Origin of the sequence: Kitasatospora sp. NPDC101183, assembly GCF_044767945.1 — a bacterium.
In the GTDB taxonomy this organism is placed as follows: Bacteria; Actinomycetota; Actinomycetes; order Streptomycetales; family Streptomycetaceae; genus Kitasatospora.
The window spans coordinates 171,155-186,909 of the sequence record NZ_JBIWOW010000004.1 but is presented as its reverse complement, the minus strand read 5'-3'; the positions used below and the strand labels follow the sequence as shown (position 1 = coordinate 186,909).

Here is a 15,755-nt window from a genome sequence, read left to right as displayed (position 1 = left end):
CGGAGGGCCTCACTTGACGGTGGCCAGCAGACCGCGGTTGCGCAGCACCCGGCGCTCGACCGGGGTGAAGACCAGCAGTTCGATGGCGATGCCGACGAACAGGATGAGGAGGATGCCCAGCAGCACCCCGGACATGTCGGAGAACTCCCGCGAGTCCTCCAGGAACCGGCCCAGACCCCGGCCGAGGTCCGGCGAGGAGGCGACGAGCTCGGCGGCCATCAGCGAGCGCCAGGAGAACGCCCAGCCCTGCTTGAGCCCCGCCAGGTAGCCGGGCAGCGCCGCCGGGATCAGCACGTGCCGGGCGCCCGTCAGGCCGGTGGCGCCGATCGTCCGCCCGGCCCGCAGGAACAGCGGCGGCACCTGGTCGATGCCGGCCACCAGGCCGTTGGCGATGGAGGGGACGGCGCCGAGCAGGATCACCGCGTACATCATCGAGTCGTTGATGCCCAGCCAGATGACGGCCGCCGGCACCCAGGCGACGGAGGGCAGCGACTGCAGTCCCTGCAGCACCGGGCCGATCGCGGTGCGCACGGGCCGCACCCGGGCGACGACCAGGCCGATCGGGGTGCCGATCACCACGGCCAGCAGGAAGCCGGACAGGCCGCGCCACACGCTCGTCCAGACGATCGACAGCAGCGTGCCCTTGTACCAGAGGTCCTGCGCGGAGCGCAGCACGTCGGCCGGGCTGGGCAGCTTGTACGACGGGGCGAGGTGCAGGCTGTACGCGCCCTGCCACAGCGCGAGCACCACCAGCACGGCGATCAGCGGCGGCAGCGCCTTGGAGCGCAGCACCTCGCCGAGCGGGCGCCGTTGGGCGGCCACCGCGTCGAGCGCGTCCAGGCCGGCGCCGACCTCGGCGCTGTCGCCGGTCGCCTCGGCGGGCTTGGTCTCAGTGCTGGACATGGCGGCGGATCTCCCCACGCAGTTCTTCGGTGATCTCGATGGACAGGTCGGCCACCCCGGAGGACTCGATCCGGCGCGGCTGCGGCAGGTCGATCCGCCACTCGCGGGCCACCCGGCCGGGCCGGGAGGAGAGCAGCACCACGCGCTGGGCGAGCCGCACGGCCTCGCGCACGTTGTGGGTGACGAACAGGACGGTGAGCTGCCGCTCGGCCCAGATCCGGGTGATCTCGTCGTGCAGGACGTCGCGGGTGATGGCGTCGAGCGCGGCGAACGGCTCGTCCATCAGCAGCACCTTGCTGCCCTGGGCGAGGGCGCGGGCCATCGCGACGCGCTGGCGCATGCCGCCGGACAGCTCGTGCACCCGCTTGCCGTACGCGCCGGGGAGGCGGACGAGGTCGAGCAGCCGCTCGGCCTCGGGGCGGCGCTCGGGGCGGGGCGTGCCGGCGAGCTTGAGGGCGAGCTCGATGTTCCTGCCGGCGGTGAGCCAGGGGAACAGCGCGTGCTCCTGGAACATCAGCGCGGGGCGACCGCCGGGCACCCGGATCTCGCCGGAGCTCGGCTCGTCCAGGCCGGCGACGAGGTTGAGGAGGGTGGACTTGCCGCAGCCGGAGGCGCCGAGCAGGGTGACGAACTCGCCGGGCGCGACGTCGAGGGTGATGTCGTCCAGGACGTGGGTGGCGGAGCCGGCGCGGCCGAAGGACTTGTGGACGTGCGAGATGCGGACGGCGGGAGCGGCGTCGGAGTCGACGAGGGGGGCGTCGGCCGGGGTGGTCAGTACCGGGGTCATGAGGGCACCTCCTGCGTGCGTGGGAGAGTCGGAGCCGGGGTCCGGGCCCCGCCCGCGCCGGTGGGCATCGATCGGGGATCGACCGGGCGGGCGGGGCCGGACCGCGGAGTCACTTGGTGCCGAGTCCGGCGTCCGCCACGGCGGGAGCACCCTTGGCGCTGAGGACCTTGTTCAGCAGGCTCAGGTCGTAGATGCCGTTCAGGTTGGGCTTCTTGAGCAGCCCGGCGGTGACGGCGTGGTCGGCCTCGGACTGCAGGGTGCTGGCCAGCGGGTCGTCCAGGAAGTCGATGTCGGCCCAGGCCGGGTCGAGGATCGCCGGCTCCAGGGCGTTGCCGGCCTCCTTCTTGATGGCGTCGTTGGCGTCGGCCTTGGCCTTGTCCGGGTTGGCCTTGATGAAGGCGTTGGTGTTCACCGAGCCGCGCAGCACGGCCTCCACCACGTCCGGGTGCTCCTTGAGGAACTTCTGCGAGACGATGATGTTGGTGATCACAAACTTCTTGTCCGGCCAGACGTCCTTCTCGTTGAGCAGGACCTTGCCGCCGAGGGTGACGAGCTTGGAGGCCGTCGGCTCGGGCACCCAGGCGCCGTCGATGGAGCCCTGGCGGAACGCGTCCGGGGTGACCTTGTTGTCGGTGCGCACCACCGAGACGTCGCCCGCGCCGGAGGCCGCGTCGACCTTGAAGCCCTTGCCGGCCAGGTAGTTGAGCAGCGCCACGTCCTGGGTGTTGCCCAGCTGCGGGGTGGCTATCTTCTTGCCCTTGAGGTCGTCCAGCGAGGTGACCTTCTCGGGGTTGACGACCAGCTTGACGCCGCCGGAGGCCGAGCCGCCGATGATCTTCAGGGACTTGCCGTCCGACTTGGTGTAGCCGTTGATCGCGGGGGAGGGGCCGATCCAGCCGATGTCGATGGAGCCGGCGTTGAGCGCCTCGATCTCGGCCGGGCCCGCGTTGAAGACCTGGGTCTTGATCTGGGTGCCGCCCAGCTCCTTCTGGAACAGGCCTTCCTGGAGGCCGACCAGCGGGGTGCCGTGGGTGAGGTTGGCGAAGTAGCCGATCTTCACGGTGTCCGCGGAGAGCTTGGCGCCGGTGGCCGAACCGGCCGCGGTGGACGCGGTGTTGGCCTTGTCGTCGGACTTGGAGCCGTAGCCGCAGGCCGTCAGCAGGGCGGCGGCGGTCAGGCCGGCGACGGCGGCCGCGGCGGTGCGTCTGATCCGCCCGGCGTTCGGGCGTACGAGGGTATGCGAGGGCGACGGGCTGGGTGCCATGGTGGGTGTCCTGTTCGCGGACGGACCGTCAGGAGGCGGCCTCGGGTGGACGGTTGGAGGTGGCGCTGCGGCAGCGGTGTGCCGGGGCAAGCCGGGCGGCTGTGGGGGAGGACAGCCCGGTGACAGGGCGGTTGTCAGCCCTGTCGGCCCGCACATCGGGTCAGGCCGCCCTGGCCGCTGCCGAGGACGCCGCTGCCGATGCGGCCGCCTTCCTTGTCCATGCCCGAGAACGCCTCGCTGGGCATCAGACCCAGTCCTCCTCTGTGGGTTCGGTGGCGCGTACGGTGTCGAAGGCCTCGCCCGCCATGCCGGCGGTGAGGGTGGTGCCGTCGGCCGGGTCGATCAGGAGGAACGAGCCGGTGCGGCGGTTGTCCCCGTACGGGTCGAGGGCCAGCGGCTCGGCGGTGCGCAGCACCACGTGGCCGATGTCGTTGACGTTCAACCCCTCGGCGCCGGAGCGCTGTTCGAGGCTGTCGATGTCGATGCGGTAGGAGATCTCCTTGACCAGCGCCCGCACGGTGCGGGTGGTGTGCTTGAGCAGCACCTTGTCCCCGGCGCGCAGCGGCCGCTCGTTCAGGTGGCTGACCGTGGCCTCGATGTCCTTGGTGGGCACGGGAGTCGGGCCGGAGGCGATGAGGTCGCCGCGGGAGACGTCCAGGTCGTCGGCGAGGCGCACGGTCACCGACTGCGGCGCCCAGGCCACGTCCGCCCGGCGGCCGAGCACGTCGATCCCGGCGACGGTGGTGGTGAGCCCGGAGGGCAGCACGGTGACCGTGTCGCCGACGCGCAGCACGCCGGAGGCCAACTGGCCCGCGTAGCCGCGGTAGTCGGGGTGCTCCTCGGTCTGCGGGCGGATGACGTACTGGACGGGGAAGCGGGCGCTCTCGGCGCTCGGGTCGCTGCCGACCGGCACCGTCTCCAGGTGCTCCAGCAGCGTCGGGCCGCCGTACCAGTCCATGTGCGAGGACGGCTCGACGACGTTGTCCCCGGCGAGCGCGGAGATCGGCACGGCCAGCACGTCCTTGACGCCGAGCGAGGCGGCGTAGGCGGTGAACTCCTCGGCGATGGCCGCGAAGACGGGCTCCGCGTAGTCGACGAGGTCCATCTTGTTGACGGCCAGCACCACGTGCGGCACCCGCAGCAGCGCGGCGACGGCCGCGTGCCGGCGGGTCTGCTCGACCACGCCGTTGCGGGCGTCGACCAGCACGACGGCGAGCTCGGCGGTGGAGGCGCCGGTCACCATGTTGCGGGTGTACTGCACGTGCCCGGGGGTGTCGGCGAGGATGAACCGCCGCCGGGGGGTGGCGAAGTAGCGGTAGGCGACGTCGATGGTGATGCCCTGCTCGCGCTCGGCCCGCAGGCCGTCGGTGAGCAGCGCGAGGTCCGGCGCCTCCTTGCCGCGGCTGCGGGAGGCGTGCTCGACGGCCTCCAACTGGTCGGCGAGGACGGACTTGGAGTCGTGCAGCAGCCGCCCGACCAGGGTGGACTTGCCGTCGTCGACGGAACCGGCGGTGGCGAAACGAAGCAGCGAAGTGGCGGTCGCAGTGCTCATGTCTAGAAGTACCCCTCGCGCTTACGGTCTTCCATCGCGGCCTCGGACATCTTGTCGTCGGCGCGGGTGGCGCCGCGCTCGGTGAGGCGGCTGGCGGCGATCTCGGCGATCACGGCCTCGATGGTGGTGGCGTCCGAGTCGACGGCGCCGGTGCAGGACATGTCGCCCACGGTGCGGTAGCGGACCAGGCGGCGCTCGACCGGCTCGTCCTCGCGCGGGCCGCCCCACTCGCCGGCGGTCAGCCACATGCCGGAGCGGGCGAAGACGTCCCGCTCGTGCGCGTAGTAGATCTCCGGCAGCTCGATGCCCTCGCGCTCGATGTACTGCCAGACGTCCAGCTCCGTCCAGTTGGACAGCGGGAACACCCGGACGTGCTCGCCCACCGCGTGCCGGCCGTTGTACAGCGACCACAGCTCGGGGCGCTGGCGGCGCGGGTCCCAGGCGCCGAACTCGTCGCGCAGGGAGAAGACGCGCTCCTTGGCGCGGGCCTTCTCCTCGTCGCGGCGGCCGCCGCCGAAGACGGCGTCGAAGCGGTTGGACTCGATCGCGTCGAGCAGCGGGACGGTCTGCAGCGGGTTGCGGGTGCCGTCCGGGCGCTCGCGCAGCACGCCGCGGTCGATGAAGTCCTGGACGTGGGCGACGTGCAGGCGCAGGCCGTGCCGCTCCACCGCGCGGTCGCGGTAGGCGAGGACCTCGGGGAAGTTGTGCCCGGTGTCGACGTGCAGCAGCGAGAACGGCACCGGCGCCGGCGCGAAGGCCTTGAGCGCCAGGTGCAGCATGACGATGGAGTCCTTGCCGCCGGAGAAGAGGATCACCGGGCGCTCGAACTCCCCCGCGACCTCGCGGAAGACGTGCACCGACTCGGCCTCCAGCGCGTCCAGGTGGGACAGCGCGAAGGGGGTGTCGTCGGTGCGGACCGGGCTGTCGGTCACGGTGGTCATGCCAGGCCCCGTTCGGTCAGGAAGGCGTGCAGTTCGGCGGCGGACTCGGCGACCTCGCGGCCCCGGGTCTGCAGGCGCAGCTCCGGGCTCCCGGGCGCCTCGTACGGGTCGTCCACGCCGGTCAGGCCGCTGATCTCGCCGGCCGCCTGCTTGGCGTAGAGGCCCTTGACGTCCCGTTCGGCGCACAGCTCGACCGGGGTGGCGACGTGGATCTCCAGGAACTCGGTGCCGGCCGCCGCGTGCCGCTCGCGCACCGCGGCGCGGGAGTCGGCGAACGGGGCGATCACCGGGGCGAGCACCTTGACGCCGTTGGCGGCGAGCTTCTCCGCGACGAAGCCGATCCGGGTCACGTTGGTGTGGCGGTCCTCGCGGGAGAAGCCGAGGCCCTTGGACAGGAACTCGCGGATCTCGTCGCCGTCCAGCACCTCGACCTTGTGGCCCTCGGCGCGCAGCCGCTCGGCCAGGGCGAAGGCCAGCGTGGTCTTGCCCGCGCTCGGCAGCCCGGTCAGCCACACGGTGGCGCCGCGCTCGCAGGGGGCGGCCGCGGGGGCCGCCTCTGCGGCTCCGGCGGCGGCCAGGGTGTGAGCTGTCACGATGTCTTCCTTACGCGAGTGGTGAGTGGTGTTCAGAGGTGGATGCCGCACTCGGTCTTGCCCGAGCCGGACCAGCGGCCGGCGCGGGCCTCCTCGCCCTCGCCGGGCTTGCGGGTGCAGGACAGCGGCGAGCAGCCGACCGAGGTGTAGCCCTCCCACAGCAGCGGGTTGAGCAGCACGCCGTTGGCGGCGACGTAGGCGTCGACGTCCTCCTGCGTCCACCGGGCGATCGGGGCGAGCTTGACCTTGCGGCGCCTGGCGTCCCAGGCGACGACCGGGGTGTTCGCCCGGGTCGGGGACTCGTCGCGGCGCAGGCCCGTCGCCCAGGCGTCGTACGCGCCCAGGCCCCTGCCCAGCGGCTCGACCTTGCGCAGCGCGCAGCACAGGTCCGGGTCGCGGTCGTGCAGGTTCGGCCCGTACTCGGCGTCCTGCTCGGCGACGGTCTTCAGGGGCGTCAGCGTGATGACGTTGACCGGCATGGTCGCGGCCACCGCGTCCCGGGTGCCGATGGTCTCGGGGAAGTGGTAGCCGGTGTCCAGGAACACCACGTCCACGCCCGGGAACACCGAGGAGGCGAGGTGGGCGACCACCGCGTCCTCCATCGAGGAGGTGACGCAGAAGCGCTCGCCGAAGGTGTCGGCGGCCCAGCGCAGGATCTCCTGCGGCGTGGCCTCCTCCAGCTCGCGGCCGGCGCGCTCCGCCAGCTCCGCGTAGTCAGTCGCGGTGCTGCTCATGTGACGTACCCCCGTTGGTCGGTGACAGCAGGCCGAGGAACTTCAACTGGAAGGCCCGGCGGCAGCCGTGGCATTCCCAGGCGCCGTGTCCGGCCTCGGACGGGCGCAGGTCCTCGTCCCCGCAGTACGGGCAGAAGAAAGGGGCCGCACGCTCGCTCATTGCCCACCTCGCTGCGCTCGGCGTTCGCTTCGCGAACAACGCCCTGTTCGATTGGTTCTCCCCCAGCCTTCGGCCGGGGGGACCCCCATGCTCCGCTCGCTCACGACAGCTGCTCCTCGCTCGCGCGGGCCGTCCACTGGGCGAAGCGCTCGTCCTCGGTGCGGTCGGCCTCGTAGCGGGTCAGCACGCGCTCGATGTAGTCGGGCAGGCCCTCGCTGGTGACCTTGAGGCCGCGGACCTTGCGGCCGAAGCCGGCCTCCAGGCCCAGCGCGCCGCCCAGGTGCACCTGGTAGCCCTCGACCTGCTCGCCGTGCTCGTCGGTGACGAGCTGGCCCTTGAGGCCGATGTCGGCGACCTGGATGCGGGCGCAGGCGTTGGGGCAGCCGTTGATGTTGATGGTCAGCGGCTCCTCGAAGTCCGGCAGGCGGCGCTCGAGTTCGTCGATGAGCGTGCGGCCGCGCTCCTTGGTCTCGACGATGGCGAGCTTGCAGTACTCGATGCCGGTGCAGGCCATGGTGCCGCGGCGGAACGGCGAGGGGGTGACGCGCAGGTCGAGCGCCTCCAGCCCGGCGACGACGGACTCGACGTGCTCCTCGGCGATGTCGAGGATCAGCATCTTCTGCTCGGCGGTGGTGCGCAGCCGGTCGCTGCCGTGGGCGGCGGCGAGGTCGGCGACCTGGCCGAGCAGCTTGCCGTCGACGCGGCCGACGCGCGGGGCGAAGCCGATGTAGAAGAGGCCGTCCTTCTGCCGGTGGACGCCGACGTGGTCGCGCCAGCGGGAGACGGGCTCGACGGGCGCGGGGCCGTCGACCAGCTCGCGCCCCAGGTACTCGTCCTGGAGGACCTGGCGGAACTTCTCCACGCCCCAGTCGGCGACGAGGAACTTCAGGCGGGCGCGGTTGCGCAGGCGACGGTAGCCGTAGTCGCGGAAGATGCCGATGACGCCGCCGTAGACGTCCGCGACCTCCTCCAGCGGCACCCAGGCGCCCAGGCGCACGCCCAGCTTGGGGTTGGTGGACAGGCCGCCGCCGACCCACAGGTCGAAGCCGGGCCCGTGCTCGGGGTGGACGACGCCGACGAAGGAGACGTCGTTGATCTCGTGCGCCACGTCCAGCAGCGGGGAGCCGGAGACCGCGCTCTTGAACTTGCGCGGCAGGTTGGAGAACTCCGGGTTGCCGATGAAGCGGCGCTGGATCTCCTCGATGGCGGGGGTGCCGTCGATGATCTCGTTCTCGGCGACGCCGGCGACCGGCGAGCCGAGGATGACGCGCGGGGTGTCGCCGCAGGCCTCGGTGGTGGACAGGCCCACGGCCTCCAGCTTCTGCCAGATCGCCGGGACGTCCTCGATGCGGATCCAGTGGTACTGGATGTTCTGCCGGTCGGTCAGGTCGGCGGTGCCCCGGGCGTACTCCTCGGAGACCTCGGCGACGGCGCGCAGCTGGGCGACCGTCAGGCGGCCGCCGTCGATGCGCACGCGGAGCATGAAGTACTCGGCGTCCAGCTCGTGGGGCTCCAGGATCGCGGTCTTGCCGCCGTCGATGCCCTCCTTGCGCTGGGTGTACAGCCCCCACCAGCGCATCCGGCCGCGCAGGTCGGCGGGGTCGATGGAGTCGAAGCCCCGGTGCGCGTAGATCGTCTCAATGCGTGTCCGCACATTGAGACCGTCGTCGTCCTTCTTGAACTGCTCGTTGGCGTTCAGCGGGGTGAAGTGCCCCATGCCCCACTGGCCCTCGCCGCGGTGGCGGGTCGCCTTGCGCACCGCGGCGGGACGGCTCGCGGCCGAGCTGTCGGCGGCGGGCTCGGCGGTCTCGGGGGAGGTGGCCATGCTGGAGTCCTTCGGGGCAGGTGGCGCTGGCGCCGGGTGGGTCGCGGGGCGTGCTCAGCCGTGCGGTGCTGCAGTGACCTGCGGGTTTGCCGGGAATCTCCTGCTGGCGGAGGCAGGGAGGGCAGTGACCGAGGCGGCCGGGCGGGCGCCTGCGCATCCGCTTCGACGGGGATGGCGGTGGTGGAACGGCGCCGGGTGCGGTGGGGCGGCGGAGTTGAGCTCAGGTCACCGGACAGATGGCGCTGGACACGCGAAGGAGATCGACGTGAAGTCGACCTACTAGGGTGGTTCCGGCGCTACGCATGGCAAGAGATTCGCACGGCGCGGGACTCGCGGTCCACTAACATCCGAATGGTGGACTCTCTTGTTCCACCATCCGGGACGATGCCGGGTTCCCGCCGCTCCCCGCCCCGAGGGCGCCTGCGCCGCCCGTTCGACCCCCGGCCACCCGCCGGTACCCCCGGGGAGATCAAGCGGAGGAGGCGGGCCCGATACCGTTACCCCTGTGCAAGCAGCAGGCGATACCAGCAGACCGACCCCCGAACGGCCCTCCCGGCGCCGGGGCAAGGGCTCCCGGCGCGCGGCCAAACCGGTCACCTGGCGCCGCACCGCGTGGGACCTGGTCAAGGACACCACCAACACCTGCGTCGAGTACCGGGTCACCGGACTCGCCGCCGAGGCCGCGTTCTTCACCCTGCTGTCCATCCCGCCGCTGCTGCTCGGCCTCGCCGCCACCCTCGGCTACCTCGACGAGTTCCTCGGCGCCGGCACCATCGAGCGGCTCAAGCACGACATCGTCTCGGCCGCCGGGACGGCCCTGTCGGACACCTCCGTCAAGGAGGTCGTCGTGCCGCTGCTCAACCAGGTCTTCGACCACACCCGGCCCGACCTCGTCTCGATCGGCTTCCTGCTCTCCCTGTGGTCCGGCTCGCGGGCGCTCTACATCTTCATCGACACCATCACCGTCATGTACGGGCTCGACGGCAAGCGGGGCATCGTCAAGACCCGGCTGATGTCGCTCGGCCTCTACCTCGGGGCCCTGGTGATCGGCTCCCTCGTGCTGCCGCTGCTCATGGCCGGCCCCGGACTGGTGGAGAACGCCGTGCCCGGAGTCGCCGGACTCGTCGGCGCCGCCTACTGGCCCGTCGCCATCCTGCTGCTGATCGTCTCCCTCACCACGCTCTACCACCTGGCCGTCCCCGTCTCCACGCCCTGGCGCGAGGACCTCCCCGGCGCGCTCGTCGCCCTCGTGGTGCTCGTCTTCTGCAGCGTCGGCCTGCGCGTCTACCTCGTCAGCTCCGTCGAGGGCCCCTCCGTGTACGGCTCGCTGGCGGCGCCCGTCGCCGTCCTGCTGTGGATCTTCGTGGTCGCGCTCGCCGTGCTCATCGGCGCCGCCATGAACGCCGCCATAGACCGCCGCTGGCCCACCCTGGAGACCGCCGACGCCCGCGCCGAGAACGAGCGCGCCCACGAGGCCGCCGCGGCCGCCGTCGTCCGCGAGGTCGCCGCCCGACGGGCCGTCGAACGCGCCCGGCGGGCCCGCGAACTCGGCCTCGCCGAGGGCCACGAGGAGGAGTGGGGCGAGGACGAGGGCGACGACGTGGACGTACCCTCCGAGTACCCCGAGCGCTGGGCCGACGTGCTCGCCGCCGACAACGTCCGCGGGCGCCTCACCGCCCGCGGCGGGCCCCACCACCGCCCCGCCCCGCCGCCGCCCGACAGCGACCGGCCCACCGGGCCCCCGCCCGCCGCCGAGCCCGGCCCGGGCCCGCAGGCGCCCGGGTACCCGCCGCGGCCCCCGTGGGAGCAGCGCTGACGAACCGACAGGGCCTCCCCCGCGTGTGCGGGGGAGGCCCTGTCCCGTCCTGCGCCGGGCCCTCTCAGGCCCCCTGGCCGCCGTAGCCCTGGGTGGGCTGGTCCGGGGCCGGCGGATAGCCGTACGAGGGGCGCGGGGGCTCCGCGGCGGACGGCGGGTAGCCGTAGCCGGACTGCTGCGGCTCGGTGGGCGTGCGGCCGCCGCCGACGGCGGGGCGCAGCTCGGTGGGGGCCGCCGGATCGGCCTGCTGGGCCTGGTGCGCCTGCGCCTGCTGCCCCGGCGGCTCCTGGGCCGGCAGGGGCAGCGGCTCGCCCGGCCGGGCCGCCTCCGCGCGGGGCGTGGCCGCCTGGACCGGCAGCGGCTCGTCCAGCGGCGGCGCCGGCTCCAGGGCCGCCCGGCCCGAGGAGTCGCTCAGCTTGATCAGCAGCGCCACGATCAGCCAGTTCGCCATCAGCGAGGAACCGCCCGCCGCCAGGAACGGCAGCGCCTTGCCCGTCAGCGGCACCAGGCCGCTCACCCCGCCGACCACCACGAACACCTGCAGCGCCAGCGCCGAGGACAGACCCGCCGCCAGCAGCTTGCCGAACGGGTCCGTCAGCCCGATCGCCGTGCGCAGCCCGCGCTGGATCAGCAGCAGGTACACCATCAGCACCGCCGTCACCCCGGTCAGGCCCAGCTCCTCGCCGATGGTGGTGAAGACGAAGTCGCTGCGCCCGGCGAAGCCGATCAGCCACGGGCGGCCCGAGCCCAGGCCCGTCCCCGTCAGGTGGCCGGTGCCCAGGCTGAACAGGGCCTCGGCGGGCTGGTCCGAGATGATCGCCTTGTCGTGGTGCTCCTTGTAGTAGTCCAGCGGGTGCAGCCAGGCCAGCACGCGCCCGTGCACGTGCGGCTCCGCGGTGCCGACCACGGCCGCGCCGCCGACCGCCATCAGCAGGCCGAGCACCACCCAGCTGGTGCGTTCCGTCGCCACGTAGAGCATGACGATGAAGACGCCGAAGAAGATCAGCGAGGTGCCGAGGTCGCGCTCGAAGATCAGCACCAGCAGGCTGACCACCCAGATCGCCAGCACCGGGCCCGCGTGCCGACCGCGCGGCAGCGTCATGCCCCAGACCTTGCGGCCGGCCAGGGCCAGGGCGTCGCGGGAGGCCATCAGGTAGCCGGCGAAGAAGATCGTGATCGCGACCTTCACGAACTCGTCCGGCTCGAAGGACAGGCCGAAGAGGCGGATCCAGCGCTTGGCGCCGAAGTCCTCCGGGCGGCCCGGGAAGAACGCGGGGGCGGCGAGCAGGATCAGCGCGCCCGTCATCAGCAGGTAGACGTACCGCTGGAAGAAGCGGTGGTGCTTGACGAAGACGATCAGCGCCAGCGCCACCGCCACCGAGATGAACACCCACATCAGCTGCGAGGGCGCGGCCGGGATCTTCTGGTAGTCGCCCTTCTTGGCGTGCACCAGGGCGTACGAGATGTCCAGCCGGTCCAGCAGCATCAGGCCGAAGCCCGTCAGGAAGACGCCCAGCGGCAGGATCAGCGGGTCCGCGTACGGGGCGAACCGGCGCACCACCAGGTGCGCCACGCCCGCCAGGCCGCCCAGCAGGACGCCGTGCGCCAGCAGCCCCGGCGGCATCTTGCCGGTCAGCGCCAGGTCGGCGTCGATGTGCCCGGCCAGGCAGACGGCCACCGCGAGCGCCAGCAGGCCCAGCTCGATGTTGCGGTGGCGCCCGGCCAGCCGGCGGCCCTCGCCGCGTGCAGTGCTTCGCACCTCTTGTCGTCCCCTTGCTGTTCACCCACGTGGCCGGTATCGCCGACGGTGCATCCTGCCAGACGAACGTGGCCTCGCGCCGGTTGCGCTCTTGGGGCGCGCAAGGGCCGAACTTTGCCTTGGCAAAGCTTCTTCGGGGGTTTGGCAAAGCCTTGTTCAGGGCCGGGTATAGAGGCGGGACCCGGGCGCGGACGGGGCCGTCGGGGCCGGGAGGATGGCCGGGCGCCGCGGCCCTCGCCCGGCGGCCGGCCCCGGGTGGAGCCGGCGGACTCGGACACGCGAGGTGGGCGGACGGATGGACGGCGCTACGGGCCTCGCCTACAGCGGGCCGCCCGCGTGGCAGTGGTCGGACCTGGCCACCTCCTGGACCTTCGAGCCGGTGGTGACCGCCCTCTCGGTGCTCGCCGGCGCCTGGTACCTCGCGGCGGTGCGCACCGTCCGCCTCACCGGGGGCGGGCGCTGGCAGCCCACCCGCACGGCGGCCTTCCTCGGCGGGCTGCTGCTGTGGATCTGGTGCACCTGCTCCGGGCTCGGCGTCTACGACCGCATCCTGTTCACCGACCGGGCCGTGCAGGTCGTGCTGCTGCTCATGGTCGTCCCGCTGCTGCTGGCGCTCGGCGCGCCCGTCTCGCTGCTGGTCGCCGCCTCGCCCGAGGGGCGGCGCGAGCGCATCCTGCGGGCGCTGCGCAGCCGGCCGTCCAAGGTGCTGATGTTCCCGGCCGTGTCCACGGCGCTGCTGATGGCGCCGCCGTGGGTGCTGTACTTCACGCCCTGGTACGCGTGGTCGGTCTCCAGCGGGACCGGCAACATGGTGCTGCACCTGTCCCTGGTGCTGCTCGGGCTCGCCTACTTCTGGCCGCGGCTGCAGATCGACCCGGTCGGGCACGAGTACCCGCACCTGGTCGGGCTGTTCATCACCTTCGCCGAGGTCATCTTCGACGCCGGGCTCGGGCTGGTGCTGATCTACGGCGGGCACCTCGTCGCCGAGCACCACTACGTCGCGCTCGGACGGCCCTGGGGGCCGAGCCTGGCGCAGGACCAGACCTGGGGCGGCAACGCCTTCTGGGTGCTCGGGGACCTCGTCGGGCTGCCGTTCCTGGCCGCGCTGGTGCGGCGGATGGTGGTGCAGGGGCGGGAGGAGATCAAGGCGGTGGACGCCGAACTGGACGCCCGCTACGCGGCCGCCGCGGCGCAGGCGCGGGAGGAGGGGCGGCCCGAGGAGGAGGAGGCCGGGATGCGGCCCTGGTGGCTGGACGACCCCACCCTCAAGCACCGGTACGGCGGGTAGTTCCGGCGCTTTTCCCCGCCCTTTGTCGCCGGTCCCCGCCGCTACCCGCCGTCTCCCGTCGCGTTTCTGCCGCGGTTTCGCCGCGTTTCCGCAGGTCAAAAACCGGTTGGCACCAGCCGGTTGGTCCGCTAGCGTTTCTCCCGTCCGGTTCGGGCGCCGTTGGGCAGCCCGAGGAGTAGAGAGCAGGAGGTGAGTCCCGTGGTCGTTGTCGCCCCGATAGCTGCCCTGGGCAGCACGCGCGTTCACCTCCTTGTCCCGGCCGCAGGCTGACCGCTTCGCTTTCGCGTCAGCCGTAGCCCGCCGGGTCGTTCTCCTCCCGAAGGGCCCACTGCGTTGTTCAACGCCACCTCCATCTCCGGCTTTTCCTCCTCCGACTCGATCGAGTCCCCCCTGTCCGGCTACGGCTGGTCGTCCGAACTCGCCGAGGAGTTCGCCCCGTTGGCCGAGGCCGGGCTCGTCCCGGCCCGGATCGTCCGGGTCGACCGCGGCCAGTGCGACGCGGTGATCGCCGACCCGGAAACGGGCGAGGCGCGCACCGTCCGCCTCGACACCCGTCCCGTCGGCGATGCCGACATGATCAACTGCCCCTGCACGGGCGACTGGGCGGCGGCCGACCTGTACGCCCAGCCCATGGCGGCGGTCTCCGCGCTGCTGCCCCGCTCCACCGCGATCATCCGCAAGGTCGCCGGCAAGCGTTCCGACGGCCAGGTGCTGGCCGCCAACGTCGACACCGTGCTGATCGCCTCCTCGCTCGCCGCCGATCCCGACCTCGGCCGGATCGAACGCTTCCTCGCCCTCGCGTGGGAGTCCGGCGCCGAGCCGGTGGTCGTCCTCACCAAGGCCGACCTCGTCGACGACGCGGAGTTCATCCGCGCCGACGTCGAGGCGGTCGCCCCCGGGGTCACGGTGCTCGTGGTGAGCGCCGAGACGGGCGAGGGCATCGACGTCCTGCGGGCCTGCACCCCGGGCACGACGGCCGTGATCGGCCAGTCCGGCGTCGGCAAGTCCACGCTCACCAACGCCCTCGCGGGCACCACGGCCATGGCCGTCCAGGAGGCCCGCGAGGTCGACCAGAAGGGCCGGCACACCACTACCACCCGGGAGTTGATCCCGCTGCCCGGCGGCGGCGTGCTCATCGACACCCCCGGGCTGCGCGAGGTCGGCCTCTACGGTGGCGAGGGCGTCGACCTCGCCTTCGCCGACATAGCGGAGCTGGCCGAGGACTGCCGCTTCCACGACTGCGGGCACCGCAGCGAGCCCGGCTGCGCCGTCCAGGCGGCGCTGGAGGACGGCAGCCTGCCGCAGCGGCGGATGGACAGCTACCTCAAGCTCCAGCGTGAGAACGAGTGGATCGCCTCGCGCTCGGACGCCCGGCTGGCCACCGAGCGGCTGAAGAAGTGGAAGACGATCAACAAGTCGATGCGTGCGGCAGGAGGTTCGGTGAAGCGCTGACACCGGGGCGGCCGCTGGTCGGCCGACCACCGCCGGGCCGCGCGGGCTCAGCGGAGGTCGGCGACCAGCCGGAACCGCTCCAGCACGACGAGGGTGGAGTCGTCCACGGTGAATCCCGGGTCATCGAGGGCGGCGAGCAACTCCGGGCTGCTCCAGAACTCTTCGTGCGCCGCGCGCCAGCCGGCGAGGGTGCTGTAGTCCTCGCCCTCGTCGATGGCGTGCTGGAGGTCGACCTCCCTGAGCGGGACGACGCGAACCTCGGTGGTCTCGATCACGGCGACCGCGCGGCCGTCCGAATCGAGCACGGAGGCCGTCTTCCCGGCCTGCGGCAGGGGCTCGCCCTCGTGCTCGTAGTCGGCGACCAGGCCGGTGGTGCTGGTCTTGGCCCCGCTGAGCACGGCCGCGACCAGCTGGTCGCGTAGCGGGCCGGGGAACGCGAACTCACAAGGAGGCAGGGCGGCGACGCGCGGGTCGTCCGGGCCGGAGTAGGGCTGCTCGCTCATGCCGTGGAGCGTAGCCGCCGGGTGGACGAACGGCCCCCGAATATCGGGGCCGGGGCGAGGTGCGTGGGTGAGCGGGCGCGTGAGTGGGCGGGCGTGCGGGTGAGTTGGCGCGCGGGTTCGTTCGTGGGTGAGTGGGCGCGGGTGAGTGAGCGCGCAGATGAGTGGGTGCGCGGGTGCG

Annotated in this window: 15 protein-coding genes; 3 read left to right on the top strand and 12 right to left on the bottom strand. The window is 72.6% G+C overall.

Annotated features, from left to right (window positions below; all coding sequences use genetic code 11):
- Positions 1 to 9: 9 nt before the first annotated feature.
- The 10 genes from ACIRRS_RS06540 to ACIRRS_RS06495 form a co-directional block, all read right to left on the bottom strand.
- Entirely contained in the window at positions 10 to 903 is an 894-nt protein-coding gene (locus ACIRRS_RS06540) for an ABC transporter permease (protein WP_402966003.1), read from the bottom strand.
- Positions 890 to 1,690 (bottom strand): ABC transporter ATP-binding protein, encoded by an 801-nt coding sequence (locus tag ACIRRS_RS06535; RefSeq protein ID WP_402966000.1) that lies wholly within the window; start codon positions 1,688 to 1,690, stop codon positions 890 to 892. Before ACIRRS_RS06535 ends, ACIRRS_RS06540 begins: the two co-directional genes overlap by 14 nt.
- Before the next feature lie 109 nt (positions 1,691 to 1,799).
- The gene (locus tag ACIRRS_RS06530) at positions 1,800 to 2,954 is read right to left on the bottom strand and encodes an aliphatic sulfonate ABC transporter substrate-binding protein (RefSeq protein ID WP_402965997.1); all 1,155 of its coding nucleotides are present in this window, start codon (positions 2,952 to 2,954) and stop codon (positions 1,800 to 1,802) included.
- A 244-nt stretch (positions 2,955 to 3,198) separates the two neighbouring features.
- Complete coding sequence (locus ACIRRS_RS06525) at positions 3,199 to 4,506, bottom strand: sulfate adenylyltransferase subunit 1 (RefSeq protein ID WP_402965994.1); 1,308 nt, start codon at positions 4,504 to 4,506, stop codon at positions 3,199 to 3,201.
- 2 nt (positions 4,507 to 4,508) lie between these two features.
- A complete protein-coding gene (gene cysD, locus ACIRRS_RS06520) occupies positions 4,509 to 5,447 on the bottom strand; it encodes a sulfate adenylyltransferase subunit CysD (RefSeq protein WP_402965991.1) in 939 nt (312 codons plus the stop codon).
- Positions 5,444 to 6,025, bottom strand: a complete 582-nt coding sequence (gene cysC, locus ACIRRS_RS06515; RefSeq protein ID WP_402966374.1) for an adenylyl-sulfate kinase — start codon at positions 6,023 to 6,025, stop codon at positions 5,444 to 5,446. The genes cysD and cysC overlap by 4 nt, the downstream gene beginning before the upstream one ends.
- A gap of 47 nt (positions 6,026 to 6,072) precedes the next feature.
- On the bottom strand, positions 6,073 to 6,774 hold the full coding sequence (locus ACIRRS_RS06510) for a phosphoadenylyl-sulfate reductase (protein WP_402965988.1): 702 nt from the start codon (positions 6,772 to 6,774) through the stop codon (positions 6,073 to 6,075).
- Positions 6,755 to 6,934: a hypothetical protein gene (locus ACIRRS_RS06505; protein ID WP_030281704.1), complete on the bottom strand. Its 180-nt coding sequence runs from the start codon at positions 6,932 to 6,934 to the stop codon at positions 6,755 to 6,757. Before ACIRRS_RS06505 ends, ACIRRS_RS06510 begins: the two co-directional genes overlap by 20 nt.
- 100 nt (positions 6,935 to 7,034) lie before the next feature.
- Entirely contained in the window at positions 7,035 to 8,759 is a 1,725-nt protein-coding gene (locus tag ACIRRS_RS06500; RefSeq protein WP_402965985.1) for a nitrite/sulfite reductase, read from the bottom strand.
- Between the two features lie 220 nt (positions 8,760 to 8,979).
- On the bottom strand, positions 8,980 to 9,063 hold the full coding sequence (locus ACIRRS_RS06495) for a putative leader peptide (RefSeq protein WP_373313697.1): 84 nt from the start codon (positions 9,061 to 9,063) through the stop codon (positions 8,980 to 8,982).
- Between the two features lie 201 nt (positions 9,064 to 9,264).
- Between ACIRRS_RS06495 and ACIRRS_RS06490 the strand changes: the two genes are divergently transcribed.
- Positions 9,265 to 10,575 (top strand): YihY/virulence factor BrkB family protein, encoded by a 1,311-nt coding sequence (locus tag ACIRRS_RS06490; protein ID WP_402965982.1) that lies wholly within the window; start codon positions 9,265 to 9,267, stop codon positions 10,573 to 10,575.
- Positions 10,576 to 10,639: 64 nt separating this feature from the next.
- On the opposite strand, the gene ACIRRS_RS06485 is transcribed toward ACIRRS_RS06490, so the two are convergent.
- Positions 10,640 to 12,334: an FtsW/RodA/SpoVE family cell cycle protein gene (locus ACIRRS_RS06485; RefSeq protein ID WP_402965979.1), complete on the bottom strand. Its 1,695-nt coding sequence runs from the start codon at positions 12,332 to 12,334 to the stop codon at positions 10,640 to 10,642.
- 295 nt (positions 12,335 to 12,629) lie between these two features.
- Here ACIRRS_RS06485 and ACIRRS_RS06480 point away from each other — a divergent pair, with 295 nt between their 5' ends.
- Both ACIRRS_RS06480 and rsgA read left to right on the top strand, forming a co-directional pair.
- Positions 12,630 to 13,622, top strand: coding sequence for a cytochrome c oxidase assembly protein (locus ACIRRS_RS06480; RefSeq protein WP_402965976.1), 993 nt, complete (start codon positions 12,630 to 12,632; stop codon positions 13,620 to 13,622).
- Between the two features lie 333 nt (positions 13,623 to 13,955).
- A complete protein-coding gene (gene rsgA / locus ACIRRS_RS06475) occupies positions 13,956 to 15,074 on the top strand; it encodes a ribosome small subunit-dependent GTPase A (RefSeq protein ID WP_402965973.1) in 1,119 nt (372 codons plus the stop codon).
- A 47-nt stretch (positions 15,075 to 15,121) separates the two neighbouring features.
- On the opposite strand, the gene ACIRRS_RS06470 is transcribed toward rsgA, so the two are convergent.
- Positions 15,122 to 15,577: an ASCH domain-containing protein gene (locus ACIRRS_RS06470; protein WP_402965970.1), complete on the bottom strand. Its 456-nt coding sequence runs from the start codon at positions 15,575 to 15,577 to the stop codon at positions 15,122 to 15,124.
- Positions 15,578 to 15,755 lie beyond the last annotated feature (178 nt).

Bases quoted from the DNA above. Each gene is read 5' to 3' on its own strand.
- ACIRRS_RS06510 (WP_402965988.1), bottom strand. From the start codon at position 6,774: ATGAGCAGCACCGCGACTGACTACGCGGAGCTGGCGGAGCGCGCCGGC.
- ACIRRS_RS06530 (WP_402965997.1), bottom strand. From the start codon at position 2,954: ATGGCACCCAGCCCGTCGCCCTCGCATACCCTCGTACGCCCGAACGCC.
- ACIRRS_RS06470 (WP_402965970.1), bottom strand. From the start codon at position 15,577: ATGAGCGAGCAGCCCTACTCCGGCCCGGACGACCCGCGCGTCGCCGCC.
- ACIRRS_RS06540 (WP_402966003.1), bottom strand. From the start codon at position 903: ATGTCCAGCACTGAGACCAAGCCCGCCGAGGCGACCGGCGACAGCGCC.
- cysD (WP_402965991.1), bottom strand. From the start codon at position 5,447: ATGACCACCGTGACCGACAGCCCGGTCCGCACCGACGACACCCCCTTC.
- ACIRRS_RS06500 (WP_402965985.1), bottom strand. From the start codon at position 8,759: ATGGCCACCTCCCCCGAGACCGCCGAGCCCGCCGCCGACAGCTCGGCC.
- ACIRRS_RS06480 (WP_402965976.1), top strand. From the start codon at position 12,630: ATGGACGGCGCTACGGGCCTCGCCTACAGCGGGCCGCCCGCGTGGCAG.
- ACIRRS_RS06535 (WP_402966000.1), bottom strand. From the start codon at position 1,690: ATGACCCCGGTACTGACCACCCCGGCCGACGCCCCCCTCGTCGACTCC.
- ACIRRS_RS06495 (WP_373313697.1), bottom strand. From the start codon at position 9,063: ATGCGTAGCGCCGGAACCACCCTAGTAGGTCGACTTCACGTCGATCTC.
- ACIRRS_RS06505 (WP_030281704.1), bottom strand. From the start codon at position 6,934: ATGAGCGAGCGTGCGGCCCCTTTCTTCTGCCCGTACTGCGGGGACGAG.
- ACIRRS_RS06525 (WP_402965994.1), bottom strand. From the start codon at position 4,506: ATGAGCACTGCGACCGCCACTTCGCTGCTTCGTTTCGCCACCGCCGGT.